The 19928-nt window shown below is 49.1% G+C and carries 12 protein-coding genes; 1 reads left to right on the top strand and 11 read right to left on the bottom strand.

Features of this window, described 5'->3' with window-relative positions; genetic code table 11:
* Position 1: 1 nt before the first annotated feature.
* Entirely contained in the window at positions 2–670 is a 669-nt protein-coding gene (locus BN3003_RS17150; RefSeq protein WP_159061487.1) for a DsbA family oxidoreductase, read from the bottom strand.
* A 223-nt stretch (positions 671–893) separates the two neighbouring features.
* On the opposite strand from BN3003_RS17150, the gene BN3003_RS17145 reads away from it, so the two are divergent.
* Positions 894–1859, top strand: a complete 966-nt coding sequence (locus BN3003_RS17145; RefSeq protein ID WP_058357832.1) for a histone deacetylase family protein — start codon at positions 894–896, stop codon at positions 1857–1859.
* Between the two features lie 440 nt (positions 1860–2299).
* On the opposite strand, the gene BN3003_RS18715 is transcribed toward BN3003_RS17145, so the two are convergent.
* The 10 genes from BN3003_RS18715 to BN3003_RS17100 all read right to left on the bottom strand — a co-directional run bounded on the left by BN3003_RS18715 (position 2300) and on the right by BN3003_RS17100 (position 19903).
* A complete protein-coding gene (locus tag BN3003_RS18715) occupies positions 2300–11275 on the bottom strand; it encodes a YadA-like family protein (protein WP_058357831.1) in 8976 nt (2991 codons plus the stop codon).
* Between the two features lie 294 nt (positions 11276–11569).
* Positions 11570–12730 (bottom strand): PilT/PilU family type 4a pilus ATPase, encoded by a 1161-nt coding sequence (locus BN3003_RS17135; RefSeq protein WP_058358101.1) that lies wholly within the window; start codon positions 12728–12730, stop codon positions 11570–11572.
* A gap of 297 nt (positions 12731–13027) precedes the next feature.
* Complete coding sequence (locus tag BN3003_RS17130; protein ID WP_058357830.1) at positions 13028–14260, bottom strand: patatin-like phospholipase family protein; 1233 nt, start codon at positions 14258–14260, stop codon at positions 13028–13030.
* Positions 14261–14269: 9 nt separating this feature from the next.
* Positions 14270–15070 (bottom strand): 3-hydroxybutyrate dehydrogenase, encoded by an 801-nt coding sequence (locus tag BN3003_RS17125; RefSeq protein ID WP_058357829.1) that lies wholly within the window; start codon positions 15068–15070, stop codon positions 14270–14272.
* 118 nt (positions 15071–15188) lie between these two features.
* Positions 15189–15818 (bottom strand): 3-oxoacid CoA-transferase subunit B, encoded by a 630-nt coding sequence (locus BN3003_RS17120; protein WP_058357828.1) that lies wholly within the window; start codon positions 15816–15818, stop codon positions 15189–15191.
* Positions 15819–15829: 11 nt separating this feature from the next.
* Positions 15830–16531, bottom strand: a complete 702-nt coding sequence (locus BN3003_RS17115) for a CoA transferase subunit A (RefSeq protein WP_058357827.1) — start codon at positions 16529–16531, stop codon at positions 15830–15832.
* Between the two features lie 206 nt (positions 16532–16737).
* Positions 16738–16872, bottom strand: coding sequence for a hypothetical protein (locus tag BN3003_RS19255; RefSeq protein ID WP_267886154.1), 135 nt, complete (start codon positions 16870–16872; stop codon positions 16738–16740).
* A gap of 107 nt (positions 16873–16979) precedes the next feature.
* Complete coding sequence (locus BN3003_RS17110; RefSeq protein ID WP_058357826.1) at positions 16980–17852, bottom strand: NAD(P)H-hydrate dehydratase; 873 nt, start codon at positions 17850–17852, stop codon at positions 16980–16982.
* Positions 17853–18155: 303 nt separating this feature from the next.
* Complete coding sequence (locus BN3003_RS17105; protein WP_058357825.1) at positions 18156–19301, bottom strand: 5-(carboxyamino)imidazole ribonucleotide synthase; 1146 nt, start codon at positions 19299–19301, stop codon at positions 18156–18158.
* Positions 19298–19903: a hypothetical protein gene (locus BN3003_RS17100; protein ID WP_058357824.1), complete on the bottom strand. Its 606-nt coding sequence runs from the start codon at positions 19901–19903 to the stop codon at positions 19298–19300. The genes BN3003_RS17105 and BN3003_RS17100 overlap by 4 nt, the downstream gene beginning before the upstream one ends.
* Between the last annotated feature and the right edge of the window lie 25 nt (positions 19904–19928).

The following is a 19928-nucleotide window of genomic DNA, read 5'->3' as shown; positions in this document are numbered from 1 at the left end:
TTTAGTGTCTTAACATCTTGGCATCGTCAGATGCATCATGGTGCAAAATGTGTTGAATGACTTCTTTGAATGCGTCAATTGATTGTGCACCTGCGACAGCCAAACGCCCATCAAAACCAAAGAAAGGCACACCGCTGACATTCAATTCTTGTGCCGCGGTTTCATCGACGCGCACTTGGGTGGCAAACGCATTGGTGCTCAAAGCAGTGCGCACAGCGTCTGCATCCAAGCCTTGTTCTTGGGCGATGTCGACCAAGGTATCGATCTGATGCAAATCACGGCCTTGTTCAAACGAGGCTTGAAATAAGGCTTCATTGATTTGGGTGGCGGTGGCAGACGAGAGCGTGGTCGCGTATTGCTGTAATTGCTGTGCCAAGAAGGTATTGCCGTAATACGCCGTTTCAAAATTCATGTTCAGGCCGCAACTGCTGCCTATGTGCGCCAATTGAGCGCATTTGTCGATAGCGGCCTGTAAGTCCAATTGGTATTTGTCTTGCAGCAATTGGTAATGATTGTGGCGCTCGTTGGCAGGGTAAGTTGGGTCTAGCTCGAAGCTGCGCCACACGATTTCGGCATTGTCGATGTTCAATTCGGCCAAGGCTTGGAATAAATTGGCCTTGCCTATGTAACAAAACGGGCAAACAAAATCAGACCAAATTTCGATTTTCATGGGGTGTCTCAAATAGGTAAAGCGCCAACATACCATATTCGAGTGGAAATGGCAGTCTGCTTTGTCGTGTGGACGGCGCTCGCATTCTGTTCAGTCCCATGAAACGAGGGTATGATGGGTTCACAACGATAAAAAATTCATACGCCACACATCAACATCTGTTTTTTAATTCATCAAAAATAAAGATATGCATGTGAGAGAAATTTTGAGGAGAGGGTGGCAAATGATACAAGAGATACAACAATCCTTGTGTGGCAGCGGCATGACCGCTTACATTACCCACAACGCCTGTTTGGGCCACAATATGGGCGAAGGACATCCAGAAGGGCCGGAGCGTTTGGCGGCGATCAAAGACAGATTGATGGCGGCGCAAGTGTTTGATTTTCTCAACCAAGTAGATGCACCGGAGGTGAGCGAAGCACAATTGGCGCGCGTGCATCCGCCCAAATACATCGAATACTTGGAATCGGTACAACCGAGCGTCGGCACTTACCGCGTGGACACCGATACGGCAATGAATTCGGGCACTTTGGAAGCGGCGCGCCATGCTGCTGGGGCGGTGGTCAAAGCAGTAGACATGGTGATGGGCAAACAAGCGCCGAATGCGTTTTGCGCCATACGCCCACCCGGTCACCATGCCGAAACCCGCAAGGCGATGGGTTTTTGCTTCTTTAACAATATTGCCGTCGGTGCGATGCATGCCATTGCCGAATACGGCATTGAGCGCGTGGCCATCTTGGATTTTGATGTGCACCATGGCAATGGCACCGAAGAAATTTTCAAAAACGACGAGCGGGTGATGTTGCTGTCGCTGTTCCAACACCCGTTCTTTCCGTATTGTGGCGACAAGGCCATAGGCAGCAATCCCAATATTGTGAACACACCGCTCAAATCGGGCACCAAAGGTGAAGAAGTGCGCGAAGTGGTGGCCGATTTGTGGCATTACAAATTGGAAGCGTTCCAGCCGCAAATCATCTTCATCAGTGCCGGTTTCGATGGCCATTTGGAAGACGATATGGGCAATTTTGGCTTGGTCGATGCCGATTACAAATGGATTACCGAACGCATCGTCAAATGGGCCCACACTTTGTGCGATGGGCGCATTGTGTCGGTATTGGAAGGTGGCTATGAGTTATCACCACTGTCGCGCAGCGTTGCCGTGCATGTGCAAGCATTGGTCGATGCTTAAAGATACAAACCTGTTTGGTCATTAGAAGATAGATATGCGGCCTGTAAATCATTTACAGGCCGCTTATTATGTGTGTTGGATATAAACGCATGAGTACTGAATGGATGTGAGTGGGCAGATGGATTTGATGCACGAGCATGGGCAAATGTGGAAGATGAAAAATTGTTCAGCGTAACACTTAACGAGAGGCTGCTTGTTTATTGCCACGTGCAGCCAGTCATAATGTAGTCATACGTGGCGTTATCGTGGCTAGGTTGCCATGTGTGCGCTGCTGAGTTTTTTGCTTACGCTGGATTGAAGCAAGTTGTGACCCAATACCATACATGTTTAACCATTAGGTGAATGCCATCTTGAGGTGGAAATATCCCTTACAGGTGTATTAAAGCCAAACAAAAAAGCGGCCTGTAATGATTACAGGCCGCTTTGGATGATGCTATTGCTTATCTCCAGCGATAACCAACACCTGCACCCGCGCCGAATTTTTGTTGCGAGTTGGTGGTACCAGAGGCTTTGATGATCCAGTTACCGCCATCAGAAATGGCTGAGTAACCCACGGCGTAACCGGTTTGACCATCGTAAGTCCCTGCGGCAACCGCAAATACACGGGCGCCTGGTTCGTAAGCCTGAGGCAAGTTGGCAATGGCGATGGCGGTGGCCGTACCCGCGTTGGCATTGTCTTCTACCTCATTGATGCGGTTGCTCAAGTTGTTGATGTTGTTGCTAACCGCATTCAATTGACTCACGTTCACCGCATCGGTGTCGTTCTTACCCGCTGCCACATTGGTAAGGGTTTGGTTACCCGCATCAATGCCGGATTGGGTAATGCTGGCGCCGTTTTTACCGTCTTTGCCCTTGATGGTGACACCGTTGCCATTGACGACGGTACTGCTGCCATCGGCATTTTTGGTGGTGACACTGTTCAAGTCCAAATCTCTGGCAATGTCGACTTGCACTTGGGCACCGGTCGTGGTTTGCGTTGGCGTCACGGTGACATTTTTGCTGCCGGCGGCAAATTCGACGTTTTTACCATCGGTAATTGGCACGCTGACAGAACCACCTTTGCCATCTTTGCCCGTCACATTCCAATCATCCATGCTGCCGGTACCCGTGCCGCCGGTTTTTGAAGACACGGTATAGGTGTTGGAATCCTTGTCGTAAGTCACAGTGGTGCCATCTTTGCCAATAATGTTGAGGCTTTCATTCGGCAAAATGGTGTCACTGCCGTTTTGGACGTGCAAGCCAGCGTATTTCGAGCCAGCGATGGCTTGATTCAATTGGCTCAAGTTCACGGCATCGGTCAAAGCGGTACCGGCGGCGACATTGGTAATGGTTTTGTTGCCGGCGTTGATGCCATTAACGGTCATGCTCGGACCATTGTTAATGGTGAACCCTTTGCCATCCACCAACACATCACCCATGACGATGCTGCCAGTGCTACCCAAATCAAGGTTTTTGTTGAGTTCAAAATCAACGGTGTTGCCATTGCGGCTGACCTTGATGTTTTTCTCACCTTTGGTCACGCCAATGTCGACAGTATCGCCCGGTTTCACTTGGCTGGCTTGGTCACCATCGGTTTGCAAATTCCAACCTTTGCCCGCCGTGGTTTGCACTGCTTCCAATTGGTCGACATTGACCGCATCGGTACCGTTTTTGCCCGGTGCCACATTGGTAATGGTTTTACCACCCGCATCAATACCGTCGATGGTAATGCTAGGGCCATTGACGATGTTCAAACCACCATTATTAATGGTCAAATCGCCCATTTTGACGCTGCCAGTGCTACCCAAGTCGAGGTTTTTGTTCAGTTCAAAGTCTATGGTATTGCCATTGTGAGTGACTTTGATGTTGTTTTCCCCGACTTTGGTGCCTATGTCCACGGTATCACCCGGTTTCACTTGGGTGGCGCCATCACCATTGCTTTGTATCTTCCAGCCAGTGCTGGCTAAGGTTTGGACATTGTAAAGTTGGCTACCGTTAACCGCATCGGTAGAGGTATTGGTGATGGCTCCCGGGTTCACACCACTGAGGGTATTGCCACCAAAATCCACTTTATTGCCCGCAATCACAATGGTTTTGCTGCCATCGGTGATGTTAATGCCTTGATTGTCAATGGTGACCACATTGCCAGTTGCATTTCCGGCTTTGATGCCATCAAATTCAGGGCGCTCAGCCAATTGAATTTGGATATTACCGGTAGTTGGGTCAGTCACAGTTTGGACATTTTTCGCACTGTAATCACCCGCAGTACCAACGGCCGCTGCTTCATAAGCCGTTCCCGCAACTTTGCTGGCACCGACGATGCCCAAAGTGGCACCCAAATCACGGTGTACCACACCGCCATCGCTGCCAACAAAATTCAAGCCTTTGCTGGTCAAGCTATTGCCCAAGTTGGTCAATTGGTTAACGTTGACGCCATCGGTACCGTTGACACCCGGTGCGACATTGGTCAAAGTTTTACCGCCCGCGTCGATGCCATTGATGGTAATGCTAGGGCCGCCGGTGATGGTGACACCATTGTTGTTTACCGTGGTATTGCCCAAGACAATGCTGCCAGAACTGCCCAAGTCGAGGTTTTTGTTCAATTCAAAGTCTATTGTGTTGCCATTGTGAGTGACTTTGATGTTGTTTTCACCAGTTTTGGTGCCTATGTCCACAGTATCACCCGGTTTTACTTGGGTAGCGGTATCGCCATTGCTTTGGATGTTCCAGCCCGTTCCTGCAGCAATTTGCAAGTTATACAATTGACTGCCATTGATGGCATCGGTAGATGTGCTGGAAATGGCTCCCGGATTCACACCGCTGAGGGTGTTGCCACCAAAATCCACTTGATTGCCCGCAATCACGATGGTTTTGCTGCCACCTGTGATGTTGATGCCTTTATCATCAATCACCACCACGTTACCAGCAGTGTTACCGGCTTTGATGCCATCAAATTCTGGACGTTCAGCCAGTTGAATTTGGATATTGCCAGTAGTAGGGTCGGTCACAGTTTGCACATTTTTAGAGCTGTAGTCACCGGCAGTACCAACGGCTGCTGCTTCATAAGCCGTACCCGCAACTTTACTGGCACCGACTATGCCCAAAGTCGCACCCAAATCACGGTGTACCACACCGCCATCGCTGCCAGTGAAATTCAGGCCGCTTGCAGTCAAACTGCTGCCCAAATTATTAAGCTGGCTCACATTGACGGCATCAGTCAGGCTCACACCTGCAGCGATATTGTTGATGACGTTGCCACCAAAATTGACGGTGTCACCTGCAATAATCACCGTTTTGCTACCTTTAACGATGTTGATGCCTGTGTTATCGATATTGATGACATTGCCAGCGGTATCACCGGCTTTGATGCCAGCAAATTCAGGCCGATCCGCCATTTGAATTTGCACTTGACCATTGCTGCCAGTGACGGTTTGAACGTTTTTAGCGCTGTAATCACCTGCGGTAGCTTTGGTATTGGTTTGGTAGTTAATCGGGTTAACCAATGTGCCATCTTCTGCGCCAATAATGCTTAAGGTCTGACCCAAGTCACGGTGTACAGTAGCGCCTTTATTGCCAATGAAGTTCAGGCCGCTTGCAGTCAAGCTGCTGCCCAAATTGTTAAGCTGGCTCACATTGACTGCATCGGTCAAACTCACACCTGCGGCAATATTGTTGATGACATTGCCACCAAAATTGACGGTATCACCTGCAATAATCACCGTTTTGCCACCTTTAACAATATTGATGCCCGTGTTATCAATATTGATGACATTGCCAGCGGTATCGCCGGCTTTGATGCCATCGAACTCAGGACGCTCTGCCAATTGGATTTGGATATTGCCAGTAGTAGGGTCGGTGACAGTTTGCACATTTTTAGAGCTGTAGTCACCTGCAGTACCAACGGCCGCTGCTTCGTACGCCGTACCAGCGACTTTGCTGGCACCAACAATGCCCAAAGTCGCACCCAAATCACGGTGTACCACACCGCCATCACTGCCAGTGAAGTTCAGGCCGCTTGCGGTCAAGCTGCTGCCCAAATTATTAAGCTGGCTCACATTGACGGCATCGGTCAAGCTCACGCCAGGAGCGACATTGGTAATGGTTTTACCACCAGCATCAATGCCATTGATGGTGATGCTAGGGCCACCGGTGATGGTGACTCCATTATTGTTGACTGTGGTATTGCCCAATAAGATGCTGCCAGAACTGCCCAAGTCGAGGTTTTTGTTCAACTCAAAGTCTATGGTATTGCCATTGCGGCTGACTTTGATGTTGGTTTCACCGGTTTTGGTACCAATGTCTACCGTAGCTCCAGGGCTCACCAAAGAAGCGGTATCACCATTGGTTTGAATGTTCCAGCCTTGGCCAGCGGCCAATTGCAGATTGTACAATTGGCTGCCATTGATGGCATCGGTAGAAGTGCTGGAGATGTCACCCGGATTCACACCAGTGAGGGTATTGCCACCAAAGTTGATGTTGTCGCCAGCGATGATGACGGTTTTGCTGCCTTTGGTAATGTTGATGCCTGTATTGTTGATGTTCACAATATTACCGGCCGCATCACCGGCTTTAATGCCAACAAATTCTGGATATTCAGCCAATTGAATTTGCACTTGACCATTGCTGCCAGTGACGGTTTGGACGTTTTTAGCACTGTAATCGCCTGCGGTGGCTTTGGTATTGGTTTGGTAGTTAATCGGGTTAACCAATGTGCCATCTTCTGCGCCAATAATGCTTAAGGTTTGACCCAAATCACGGTGTACGGTAGCGCCTTTATTACCAGTGAAGTTCAGGCCGCTTGCAGTCAAGCTGCTGCCCAAATTGTTAAGCTGGCTCACATTGACGGCATCGGTCAAACTCACACCTGCGGCAATATTGTTGATGACATTGCCACCAAAATTGACGGTGTCACCTGCAATAATCACCGTTTTGCCACCTTTAACAATATTGATGCCCGTGTTATCAATATTGATGACATTGCCAGCAGTATCACCGGCTTTGATGCCATCGAACTCAGGACGCTCTGCCAATTGGATTTGGATATTGCCAGTAGTGGGGTCGGTGACAGTTTGCACGTTTTTAGAGCTGTAGTCACCGGCAGTGCCTGTGGCTGCTGCTTCATAAACCGTACCAGCGACTTTGCTGGCACCGACGATGCCCAAAGTCGCACCCAAATCACGGTGTACCACACCGCCATCACTGCCTGTGAAGTTCAGGCCGCTTGCGGTCAAACTGCTGCCCAAATTGTTGAGCTGGCTTACATTGACTGCATCGGTCAAGCTCACGCCAGGAGCGACATTGGTAATGGTTTTACCACCAGCATCAATGCCATTGATGGTGATGCTAGGGCCACCGGTGATGGTGACACCGTTGTTATTCACCGTGGTATTGCCCAATAAGATGCTGCCAGAGCTGCCCAAATCGAGGTTTTTGTTCAATTCAAAGTCTATGGTATTGCCATTGCGGCTGACTTTGATGTTGGTTTCACCGGTTTTGGTACCAATGTCTACCGTGGCTCCGGGACTCACCAAAGAAGCGGTATCACCATTGGTTTGGATGTTCCAGCCTTGACCTGCGGCCAATTGCAAATTGTACAATTGACTACCATTGATGGCATCGGTAGAAGTACCACTGATTTCACCCGGATTCACACCAGTGAGGGTATTGCCACCAAAGTTAATGTTGTCGCCAGCGATGATGACGGTTTTGCTGCCTTTGGTAATGTTGATGCCTGTATTATTGATGTTCACAATATTACCGGCCGCATCACCGGCTTTAATGCCAACAAATTCTGGATATTCAGCCAATTGAATTTGCACTTGACCATTGCTGCCGGTCACAGTTTGGACGTTTTTAGCACTGTAATTACCTGCGGTGGCTTTGGTATTGGTTTGGTAATTGATTGGGCTAACCAAAGTACCGTCTTCTGCACCAACAATGCTTAAGGTTTGACCCAAATTACGGTGTACGGTAGCGCCTTTGTTGCCAGTGAAGTTCAGGCCCATACTAGAAAGTGTGCCTATGGCATCATAGGCTGCATACAATTGCGAACCATTGATGGCATCAGTACTGATTTCGGAGATACGACCTGCAGCCACATTGGTGATGGTGCGTTCGGCATCTTTTGCACCCACGCTGACACTGGCTATTGGACTGCTACCTGCAAAGGTATAGGTTGTACCGAGTAAATTGGCGGATGCCGTACCTACAGCGGCTATTGCGACTGAATTAGCTCCCAAGGCCACGCTCTTATCGACAGTTGCCATGGCGCCTGTGCCTAAAGAAACCGTATCATTGGCAGTGGTATTGTCTAATCCAGCATCAGTACCAATGGCGATATTGCGCGAACCACTTACCCCAAAGCCCGCGGCATTACCAAAGGCAATATTATTGTCGCCAGATACAGAACCACCTGCATATCGACCCATAGCAATATTATTAGAACCGGTGGCACGGTTACCTGAATGAGAGCCAAAATAGGAATTGAATGAACCTGCGCCATTTGAAAATGATGCATACCCTGTAGCAGTGTTGTTGGCGCCTATATTGGCCGCACCATCACCAGCGTTAGAACCTATGTAAACACTATTGATGGATGAGCCAAAGGCACTTGCGTTATAACCCATAGCGACGGTATGGTCTGCTGCAGTGGCTCCAAAACCCATAGCCACAGCATAAGTACCCTTAGCATCGGCTGCACCTATGGCGATTGCATCTTGTCCATTGGCTTTGGCACGTAAACCAAGAGCGACAGCACGTGCGCCACCTGTATAAGCGGCGGTGCCGATGGCGATGGATGAGTTGGTGGTTGCATTGGCATAGTGACCAAGCGCCAAAGCATTGGCACTGGAGGCCAAAGCATTGGCACCGATGGCTGTGGCATTCACAGCGGTAGCGCCGTCGTTATTGTAGTTGTTGCGTGCTACGCCATTATCGTTGACGCTGAAATAGTGCATGGCGTTACCAGAGGCTGCAGTTGCCACTGCTTTTAATTGCGCCACATTGACGGCATCAGAATCAGCCGTACCGGCAGCCACACCAGTGATTTGACGGAACAGACCTTTTTGCGCATCGCCCACAGAAACAGCGCTTGCGGTGCTTGTGGTATTGGTAATGGCAGTTGTTTGGGTTGCGTTAGCAGAAGCAGGAACATAACCTGCAATGCCCGCAGCGGTGCTGGCCACGGAATTGGCACCAATGGCCACTGCGCCTACTTGGCTGGCCACGGCATTGGCACCCAAGGTCACGGCATTGTTTTGGGTGATTTGTGAGCCACTGCCGATGGCGATGCCATAGCCGACATTGTTACTGACGGTAATGCCAGAACCCAAGACTTGGGTTTGGCTGAGACCTGAACCCAAGGTATTGTTAAAACCAGCAATAAAGTTATTGGTGCCTGAATTTAAGGCATTGTTGTTACCAATTACCGAGTTATTAACGCTGTTGGTGACATCGTTATTGAAGCCGCTGACATTGATCAATGTCGAACCAGCGACATCATTATTGATGCCAGTGATGCTGATGCTATTTGAGCCCACCAATGAGTTATTGATGCCTATCATGCTGGAAGCCAAGCTTCCAGTAGTACGGTTCAGGCCGCCTATGGCGGCAACCGAGCGCGAAGTATCGGCTCTATTGCCAGAACCCAGTTGTATGGTTTCGATACTGTCGTTGGTGATATTGCCATTGCCCAAAGTGAGCGAGCCATTGCTGTTGGTAGACGTACTGGTATTGCCGATTACGACGGTATTGGAGTTGTTGGCATTGCCTATGGCTTTGGCTTGTGTGCCTATGGCAATGGTATTCATGCCATTGGCTTGAGCGGCGTAACCCATGGCGACTGCATAGTCGGCAGCCGCAGCAGTAGAGGTGTTTACGCCGATGGCCACCGAGTTTTTACCTTGGGCACCTTTATTGTCATAGTTATTGCCCTGAGTACCATTGTCGTTAACACTTAAATAATGCAAAGTGCTGGCATTGGCTTGTAAATTGACTTGTTGTGCTAAGGCAAACAATTGTGAGCCGTTGATGGCATCGGTACTGGTGTTTGAAATGCGGCCTGCGGCCACATTGGTAATGGTACGTTCATTGCCTAAAGCGCCTACGCTGACCGTACCCACAGGTTTAATGCCGGCAAAATTGTAAGTCACTCCGCCTATGGTGTAAGACGTGGTCGCAATCGGAGCGGTTACGGTGGTGTCATTGCCCAAAGCCACTGAGCCATTGAATATCGCACCATTGGCCTTGGAAACATCATTGGCAGAGGTGGCAATATTGACATCGTTACCCATAATAAAGGTATTGTCTAAGCCTTTATTGATGGTGTTATTCAGGCCGATGATGCTGACATTGTTGCTTAAAGCGGTATTGTTTGAGCCTAAGATGGAAACATTGTCATAGGCATCGCCCAAATTAAAGGTGAGGGTAGGTTCGTCGTAAGTCGAGGTGCCGACTTTATTGTTAATACCGGTGACGGTATTGTAGGTGCCGGTAATATTGTTGTCATTGCCAAATGAAGCACTGTTGGCTCCTGCGACCAAACTTTCTGAACCAACTGATACGCTGGCATCGCCATCAACAACACTGTCATGGCCTACTGCCAAACCATGGTAATCATAAACCACATTGCGGTGACCAAAAGTCGAGGCTTTTTCACCCAATACTTTGTTTTGTAAACCCACAGCGATGGATTCTTGCATAGAGGCTATATTGCGGTCCCCAATGGCGATGGCGTAAGTGCCTAAGGCTTGCGCATCGGTACCTATGGCCATCGCTTGTGCTGCTAAGGCTTGCGCTTTGCTGCCTATCGCAATGCCACGATTGCCAAATACCACGGTATCAGCGCCCACTGCCAAGCTGGAGGCACCATCGGTATTGGCGTTGTAACCTATGGCTGTTGCACCTACGCCTTTTACGATGGTTTTTGAACCTAAGGCGGTTCCACCTTCATTGTAAGTGGTGGCTTTAAAACCCAATGCGGTAGATTCGTTGCCCTCGGCATGGGTGCTGGCGCCGATGGCTGTGGCACCTGTGCTGACGGCATCTGCAGCATCGCCAATTGCGGTGGTGTTATTGTCGCGAGCAAAGGCTCGACCGCTTGTATCATTGGTACCTATGGCAATAGAACTGGCTGTGGCGGCATCGCCATAACCGTTACCGCCGATATTGGTACCCCCATTGGCAACCCCACCACCACCACTGGAATGGTTGACCCAAGATGCATGTGCCATGGGCATGGCCAAAACGGTAAAGATACCCAAAGTCGCCAGTGTGAATTGGCTGAGTTGGATGCATTTGAACGGTTTCAGTGCGCGCAATGGAGCAAATGAAATCCCCTTAATAGAATGTGCTGCTTTGCCATGTGTGGTCTCTAATTCTGAAACGGCCACATACGTGCCAGTGGTTTCATTGTAGATGACTTTGTATGCCTTATTCATGGTTGGCTTCCTTCAATTGAGCACATAAAGCATAGGAAAGATTTGTAATGTGAGCTTTATGTGGAAAAATCAATGATAAAAATCAAAAACATGCAATTTAATTATGTAATTGATATGCAATATTAGTGCCTGAATATAGACACTTTATGTAAATTGGGATATTGAGTCAAACTTGAAGCGGCAGTGGTCGTGTAAGAATCTAAGAGGTAGGTAGGGCAGGCTTTTGAAGCGTGAAAAAAATACCACAAATGCGTTTTCTGACCATTTGTGGCATTAAATTAGGTTAATTTATGCCTATGAATTGAGTGATTCTGCTAAGGCGGCATCATCCATTAAATTCAGGGATGACAAGGGGTCGTTTGGCTCATTGATATTGCTCTTAAGTTTGATGGACAGGCGCAAATCATTGACCGAATCGGCATTGCGCAAGGCTTCTTCATAGCTGATTTTGCCGTCGTTATACAAATCTTCCAAGGCTTGGTCGAAGGTTTGCATGCCAAATTCGCGGCTTTTTTTCATGATTTCCTTGATTTCGCCTGTTTCGCCTTTGAAAATCAATTCCGAAATCAATGGAGTATTGAGCATGATTTCCACGGCGGCGGCGCGGCCTTTGCTGTCTTTTTTGGGGATTAAGCGCTGCGAAATCATGCCGCGCAAATTCAAAGACAAATCCATTAACAACTGTTGGTGGCGCTCTTCGGGGAAGAAGTTGATGATGCGGTCTATGGCTTGGTTGGCGCTGTTGGCATGCAAGGTGGCCAAACACAGATGGCCGGTTTCGGCAAAGGCCATTGCGTGCTCCATGGTTTCGGCATCGCGAATTTCACCCATCAAAATCACATCAGGTGCTTGGCGTAAGGTGTTTTTCAATGCCACTTCCCAACTGTCGGTGTCTATGCCCACTTCGCGCTGCATCACCACGCAGTTTTTGTGTGGGTGCACAAATTCAACCGGGTCTTCAATGGTGATGATGTGGCCAAACGAATGCTCATTGCGGTAATCGACCATGGCCGCCAAAGTGGTGGATTTGCCTGAGCCGGTGCCGCCAACCAAGATGCACAAACCGCGTTTGCTCATCACCACTTCTTTCAAAATCTGCGGTGCGCCCAAGCCATCGATGGTCGGTAATTCGGTCGGGATGACCCGCATCACCATGCCGGCAGAGCCTTGTTGCACAAAGGCATTGACGCGGAAACGGCCGATGCCATTGGGGGAAATGGCAAAATTGCATTCCTTACTGGCTTCAAATTCTTGTATTTGTTTGTCCATCATCACCGATTTGACCAAGGCCAAAGTATGGGCAGGGCTGAGGTTTTGCGGGCCTACTTTGGTCATTTTGCCGTCGATTTTCATCGCTGGCGGATAGTTGGCAGTGATGAATAAATCACTGCTTTTTTGGCTTAACATCACTTTCAGTAATTCACACACATATTGGTAGGCTTGGCCACGATCCATTTGCATTGTTTCCTCTTGATATTTTATTTGGGTGACAGGTCACTTATTGGCAATGCTTACAGCAAATAGCGCACCTGTTTGGTGAAATCATACCGATAATTAAATGATAAATGAATTAAATAAATTATATCTATTTGTTTTTAATAAATAAAATAAATTGTAAATATTATTTCATGTGGATGTTATGGATGTGGGTGTTGATTGCCATTCATATTGAAGTTGCATCAGTGCAGGGCATACAAAAGCGGCCTGTAAATGTTTACAGGCCGCTTTGATACATACAGAGTTACAGACAGCTTACAAATCGTTGTCGTAACTGTAACGACGCACTTTATGAATGTCGTGTTGCTCGAAGATTTCACCATTGGTCGACATCTCAAACCAAGGCTCTTGGCGCAAGGTGGCTTTGATGTCGTCTAAGCCAGTGTTCCAATGTTCGTACATGGTGTGTGAACTGAATTCGTAGTCTTTGTGGCCACGTTCAAACGCTTTTTTGCGGTAGATTAATTGAAACACATTGGTAAAGCCCACCGAAGTCATGGCTTCGGCTTCTTTGAAACAAGCGGCCGTGCGTTGGTCTTCGGGGATGTGTTTCAACAATTCTTTCACCAAGTGATTAAAAGTATGGCGTTTTTTCATCACCGTGGTGGCATAACGGGTTTTGCTTGAATACTGTATGTCTTTGATGCGTTCATCTATGCCTATCAGGTTTTCCGGCACTTGGCCGCGCGCATCCCACAAATCCACTTGGAAAATCAATTGATTAATCGACTGTGGACTGTCGATTAAATCGTCCAATGGGGTATTGGAAACCAAACCACCATCCCAATAATAATCGCCATCAATTTCCACCGCCGGAAAACCCGGTGGCAACGCACCCGAAGCGATGATGTGGTCGAAAGTCAATTCCATGGTTTCATTGCTGAACACCGTGTAATTGCCAGTGCGCACATTTACCGCACCCACCGATACCTTCATGTTTTTGGGATTGTTCAGCAGTTTCAAATCCACAAACTCGGCCAAGGTTTCCTTGAGTTTGTCAGTGGTGTAATAGCTGAGGTGATTGGGCGTGGCATCAAACGGGATAAAGCCGCGCGGTTTAAAGAAGCCGCGCTGGCCTTCGAGCATGGTGCGGAAGGCTTCAAAACTGGATTCGGCCACACGCAATTGCTGTTTCAGAAAATCGTTTTCAAAGATGTACGGCATGGCATGGCCGTACAAATCAATGTGGTCCAAAGTTTCTAAGGTTTTGCGGGTGTAGCGAAACGGGTTCACGCCTTTGGGTGAGTAATTGTTGCGGGTGATTTTGTCCCAAAAGCCGCGCAAGGCTTCCAAGCGTTTGCCATGTGGATTGCCCGCAATCAAAGCAGAGTTAATTGCACCAATGGAAATGCCCATGATGCGGTCGATTTTAATGCCGGCATTGTGCAAGCCTTCGTAAATGCCTGCTTGGTAAGAACCCAAAGCGCCGCCGCCTTGCAGCAGCAGCGCCACACTGTCGTATTTTTTGACGGTGTCTAATAAGGCCATAAGTATCCCTTATTTCATTTCCCAACCGTGGCTGGCAATGAAGGATTGACCTGTCAATGCGGCGGTAGGGAAGGCGGCCAAGAATAAGGCCAATTGTGCGATGTCGTCGGTGGTGGTGAATTCGCCGTCAACCGTGTTGCCCAGCATCACGTTTTTCACCACTTCTTCTTCGGTAATGCCTTTTTCACGGGCTTGCTCAGGGATTTGTTTTTCAACGAGCGGTGTTTTCACAAAGCCGGGACAAATCACATACGAACGCACACCATGAGCAGCGCCTTCTTTGGCCAAAGTGCGAGCCAATCCCAATAAAGCGTGTTTGGCGGTCACATAAGGGGCTTTTAATGGCGAAGCCAGATGTGAGTGTATTGAGCCCATGTAAATTACGGTGCTGGGCTCAGGCTGAGCGTACATGGATTTTAAGGCCGCTTGTGTGGTTAAAAATGCACCATTCAAATGGATGTCGAGCATTTTTTTCCAATTGCTGTACGGCATTTTGTCGATGGAATCGATGATTTGGATGCCAGCATTGGAAACCAAAATATCGTAGCGACCAAAAGCATCTAGGAGTTTTTGAGTGCCGGCCTGTACCGCTTCTTCGCTGGTTACATCCATTTCAATGGCGATGGCTTTGCCACCGGCAGCATTGATGGCATCGGCAGTAGCTTGCGCACCGGCCAAGTTCAAATCGGCGATGCCAACAGCGGCGCCTGCTTGTGCATAGGTTTCTGCGATGTCTTTACCGATACCACTGGCCGAACCAGTGATCAAAGCGACTTTACCTGCTAATTGAGAGCTTAATTCTGTTGCCATGAGTCCATCCTTTAGAGTAGAGGCTGGAGCTATGTTAGCACAAATGTTGCAGTGCAAGATAAGAAAAAATTGAACGGAGAAGTTCAGGCAGCGAACGCTGCCTGATTGAGACAAGTGCTTATTTCAACACAGGTACTGCAGTAGCGGCCTGTAAATCATCGAAGCTCACACCATCGGCCAATTCCACCAATTTCAAGCCTTCAGCAGTGATGTCCATCACGCCCAAATCGGTGATGATGCGGTTCACCACTTGCTTGCCCGTCAATGGCAAGGTGCATTCTGGCAAGATTTTAGAATCGCCTTTTTTAGTGCAATGTTCCATCAACACGATGACGCGTTGCACGCCGCCAACCAAGTCCATGGCGCCGCCCATGCCTTTGACCATTTTGCCCGGAATCATCCAGTTGGCCAAATCGCCATTGCCAGCCACTTCCATCGCGCCCAAAATCGCCAAGTTCACCGCACCGCCGCGTATCATCGCAAACGATTCAGAGCTGGAGAAAAATGAGGCGCCTGGGCGTGCGGTCACGGTTTGTTTACCGGCATTAATCAAATCTGGGTCTATGGTCGCTTCGGTTGGGAATTCGCCGATGCCGAGCAAGCCATTTTCTGATTGCAACCACACGTCCACACCTTCAGGAATGTGGTTGGCCACCATGGTAGGCAAACCAATGCCCAAATTCACATAAAAACCGTCTTGTAATTCTTGTGCAGCGCGTTGCGCCATTTGATCATGTGTCCAAGCCATTGTTGTGCTCCTTATTCAGCGTCGCGTAAAGTGCGTTTTTCAATGCGTTTTTCAGGGTTGGCATTCAACACGATGCGTTGTACGTAAATGCCGGGTAAGTGGATGTGGTCTGGGTCTAAGTCGCCAATTTCCACAATTTCTTCCACTTCAACAATGGTGATGCGGCCGCTCATCGCACATTCTGGATTGAAGTTGCGGGCGGTTTTGTTGAAGACCAAATTGCCTGCTTTGTCGGCTTTTTGGGCTTTGACCAAAGCCACATCGGCCACCAAGGTTTCTTCCAAGATGTATTCTTGACCGTTAAACACTTTCACTTCTTTGCCATCGGCAATTTGTGTGCCCACGCCAGTACGGGTATAGAAAGCAGGAATGCCGGCACCGCCTGAACGCAATTTTTCGGCCAAAGTGCCTTGTGGGGTCAATTCCACTTCCAATTCGCCAGACAGGTATTGGCGTTCAAACTCTTTGTTTTCACCGACGTAAGATGAAATCATTTTTTTCACTTGGCGGGTTTCCAATAACACGCCCAAGCCAAAACCATCCACGCCAGCATTGTTGCTGATGCAGGTCAGTTCTTTTTTGCCGGTATCGCGCAAAGCCGCAATCAAGGCTTCAGGGATACCGCATAAACCAAAACCACCGACAGCCAAGGTTTGGCCGTCTTGAATCACATCAGCCAATGCACTGGCTGCATCGGGATACAGTTTGTTCATTCTTTTTCCTTTGTACACAAAATTCTTGCATAGACGATGTGGGTTACACATTTATATTGCAGCACACAATCCCTAGAACATTAACATTGAATGAATAAAAAATAAAGTTAGAGCAAGGAACTTTGTGGCAAGGAAATGGCAAAATAAAAGCCATTCAAAAGAATGGCGCTATTTTGTTGCTGACTTAAGTGTTTCTGCCGAATGGCTTAACGACCGCTGCTGACCAAGTGGGTTTCTATCGGTTGGGCAGGTTGTTGTGGCTGAGTTTTTTCTGCCAATTGACGGCGGTTCGTGTGTTGCAATAAGGCTTGAAAGTTCTGCATTCTGCGACGATGTTGCATGATTTATTCCTTTCGTGGTTATTATCATTAAGTTATACAATAAAGCTGATATGGGCATATTAGCTTCTTAGTGTGACAAACAGATGAAACATAAGTTCAATCAAAAATTAAATCTCAATTGCCACACTCAATTGATTACGCAAGAAACGTGCCGCATCTATCAACTCAGTAGCTACCATACCAATAGGACCGATCTTTTGTAAAGCTAAAACTTCAGCAGCTGCAGCATGAAGCCAAACGGCCGCAGGTGCAGCTATGTCTGCATCCATTCCTTGTGCCAATAAACTTGTCATAAATCCAGACAGAATATCGCCGCTGCCGGCGGTGGCCAAGCCGGCATTGCCACTGAGGTTCACATAAGCATTTTGTGCTGCGACCTGTACCAAGCTGTGGTGGCCTTTGAGCACGCTGATGCAGCCAAAGCGCTGCTGCAGTTGCGCCACTGCCGTCTTGCGGTCTGCCTGTATGCTGGCGGTCGTGGTGTGCAACAATCGCGCTGCTTCAGTAGGGTGAGGGGTGATGATGTGTTGGCTTTGAATGGCGGCCTGTAAATCCTCATGCAGGCTGAACAGATTCAAGGCATCGGCATCCCACACCACTTGCGCATGGGTATCGGTTTGGAAGCGTTCGCGCGCAAGGTGCATGGTATGCAGCGCACGCGTATCCGTGTCCAAACCGCAGCCGATAGACCAAGCGCTGATGTCTTGGTGTTGCAACAGCGCATCGGCGGTATACAACATGATTTCAGGCTGGTTTTCCAGCACCGGCAGCGGCAAACTGTCTTGGGCGAAACCGATTTTGACCTTGCCTGCACCCAGTTTCAATGCCGCTCGCGCCGCCATGATGACGGCACCGCTCATGCCGATATTGCCGCCTATGATGGCCACCGTGCCAAACGTGCCTTTGTGGCTGTCTACAGGCCGCTGTTGGCACAGTTCAGGAAAATGTTGTCGGGCAAAGTGTTGGTAAGTTTCCCACATATGGTGTCCATTGGCTTAGGATAAAAGGCGAATCTTGTGTTTGCATCGAGGCGACATAACCGCGCGGCAGCACAGCCTACCTTAACAAGCGGCTAGGTGGTTTGTAAACCTTGGCGGTGTAGACATAAGGCCGGTTGGCGAGTAGGAGTGTTTGCAGTATGAGATTCAGAGAACATAAAGACCAAGCGATGTATTACTGCATGCATTGGTAAAGCAAGATAAGCGGCCTGTAAAGTCTATGGGTATTAAAAAAGCAGCCCTAAGGCTGCTTTTGTTGTTACTGATAACATTATATAAGCATGCTTATTTTTTCAAGCTGCCATGCAAGGCTTGAGCGGCCTGTAATGCGGCGTCGGCATTGTCTGCCAGCGTGGTGAAGTGGCCCATTTTTCGGCCTTTGCGTGCCGACTTTTTGCCGTACAAATGCAAATGGCTGCTGGCTTGTTGTTGCAGGTTGAGCCAGTTTGGTTCGCTGCCATCGTCACCCCACACATCGCCCAAGATATTGGCCATGGTACAAGGCGATAACAAGGCGGTATTGCCAGGGGTTAAGCCACACATCAAGCGCACTTGTTGTTGGAATTGGTCGGTTACGCAAGCATTGAGGGTGTGATGGCCCGAGTTGTGTGGGCGCGGTGCCATCTCGTTTACCACCAATACTGAATCGTCGCCGGTCACAAACATTTCTACTGCCAACACACCGACATAATCCAATTCATCCGCCAAGCGTTTGGCCATGGTTTGCGCCTGTTGTTGCAAGGCTTGTGGCAAACGCGCCGGAACGATGGAATAGGCCAAAATGCCGTCTATGTGTTGGTTTTCCGCAGGGTCGAAACACAGCGCTTGCTCATTGTTCAAACGGCAGACAATGACGGAGATTTCCGCCCGCAAATCGACCATTTTTTCCAACACACAAGCGACACCATTGTGTTCGGCAAAAGCGGCCTGTAATTCAGCCACGGTTTTGACGCGGATTTGGCCTTTGCCATCGTAGCCCATGGTGGCGGTTTTCAAGATGCCCGGCAGGAATTCGGCTGAGGCCTCGCTGATGTCGGCGGCGCTTTCTATCACTTGGTAAGGCGCGGTTTGCAAACCGGCTTTGCGTATCCATGCTTTTTCATGGATGCGGTTTTGGGCGATGGCCACACAGTCGCCGCTGGGCGATACCACCGTGTGCTGTGCCAATTGGCGCATGGCGTCGGCGTTGACGTTTTCAAACTCGGTGGTGACGGCCGCACATTGTGCCAACTTGGCCAAAGCCTCGGCATCGGTAAACGCGGCGCACAAATGCTCATCGGCAAATTCGGCTGCCGGTGCCAATGGGTCTGGGTCCAATACCACCACTTGGTAGCCCATGGTTTTGGCTGCCACGGTGAACATGCGACCGAGTTGGCCGCCGCCTAAGATGCCCAAGCGGGCAGGGGGTAAAATCGGGGTAGTGAGAGTCATGTTTGCTTCTGTGATGTGCAAGTATAAGCGGGTTGGGTGGTCACGCTGACCATGTCGCCATGGGTAATGTCATTGACAACAATAAACACTTTGCGGCCTTCATGCAGCGACAAAATTTCGTAATCATGGCCGGCTTCTGGAATGAACGACACCGTACCGGCCACATAATTGCGGTCTTTGACGACATAGTTCACGCCGGGATTCAAGGCCGAAGTGCCCATGATGTTGGCGCTGCTGTTGGCATTCAATGGCAGGCCGGCCGGTACGACGATTTCCTTATAAAACGCTTTGGACAAGATGCCATTGCGCTGTTTTAAGTTTTCCGTGGCCGGTGTAGCCGCAAGTCCCAAACTGGTGTTTTTGGACGCACCGACCAGTGAGCCAAAGGCTTGGCCTAAAGTGCCGCCAACATTGATTTTGGTGCCACGCACATTGCTGCTGCAGTCTATGCCCACATGGGCCACGCTGGCGTGGCCGTTTTGACCAAACAAACGGATGCGTGCGGTGTTGTCCGCTATGGCGGGTGCGGCAATTTCTGCCAGTGCGTATTGACCACACAATAAGGCCACAGTGGCAGCTGCAACAGACATCATGGTTTTCATCGGGCATCCTTTGGCTAATCAAGCG

The sequence above is a fragment of the Vitreoscilla massiliensis genome, from assembly GCF_001457815.1.
GTDB lineage: Bacteria > Pseudomonadota > Gammaproteobacteria > Burkholderiales > Neisseriaceae > Vitreoscilla > Vitreoscilla massiliensis.
The sequence above is the reverse complement of the archived record's forward strand: the minus strand, read 5'-3'. Positions and strand labels throughout refer to the sequence as shown.

Bases quoted from the DNA above. Each gene is read 5' to 3' on its own strand.
- BN3003_RS17150 (WP_159061487.1), bottom strand. From the start codon at position 670: ATGAAAATCGAAATTTGGTCTGATTTTGTTTGCCCGTTTTGTTACATA.
- BN3003_RS17145 (WP_058357832.1), top strand. From the start codon at position 894: ATGATACAAGAGATACAACAATCCTTGTGTGGCAGCGGCATGACCGCT.
- BN3003_RS18715 (WP_058357831.1), bottom strand. From the start codon at position 11,275: ATGAATAAGGCATACAAAGTCATCTACAATGAAACCACTGGCACGTAT.
- BN3003_RS17135 (WP_058358101.1), bottom strand. From the start codon at position 12,730: ATGGATCGTGGCCAAGCCTACCAATATGTGTGTGAATTACTGAAAGTG.
- BN3003_RS17130 (WP_058357830.1), bottom strand. From the start codon at position 14,260: ATGGCCTTATTAGACACCGTCAAAAAATACGACAGTGTGGCGCTGCTG.
- BN3003_RS17125 (WP_058357829.1), bottom strand. From the start codon at position 15,070: ATGGCAACAGAATTAAGCTCTCAATTAGCAGGTAAAGTCGCTTTGATC.
- BN3003_RS17120 (WP_058357828.1), bottom strand. From the start codon at position 15,818: ATGGCTTGGACACATGATCAAATGGCGCAACGCGCTGCACAAGAATTA.
- BN3003_RS17115 (WP_058357827.1), bottom strand. From the start codon at position 16,531: ATGAACAAACTGTATCCCGATGCAGCCAGTGCATTGGCTGATGTGATT.
- BN3003_RS19255 (WP_267886154.1), bottom strand. From the start codon at position 16,872: ATGCAACATCGTCGCAGAATGCAGAACTTTCAAGCCTTATTGCAACAC.
- BN3003_RS17110 (WP_058357826.1), bottom strand. From the start codon at position 17,852: ATGTGGGAAACTTACCAACACTTTGCCCGACAACATTTTCCTGAACTG.
- BN3003_RS17105 (WP_058357825.1), bottom strand. From the start codon at position 19,301: ATGACTCTCACTACCCCGATTTTACCCCCTGCCCGCTTGGGCATCTTA.
- BN3003_RS17100 (WP_058357824.1), bottom strand. From the start codon at position 19,903: ATGAAAACCATGATGTCTGTTGCAGCTGCCACTGTGGCCTTATTGTGT.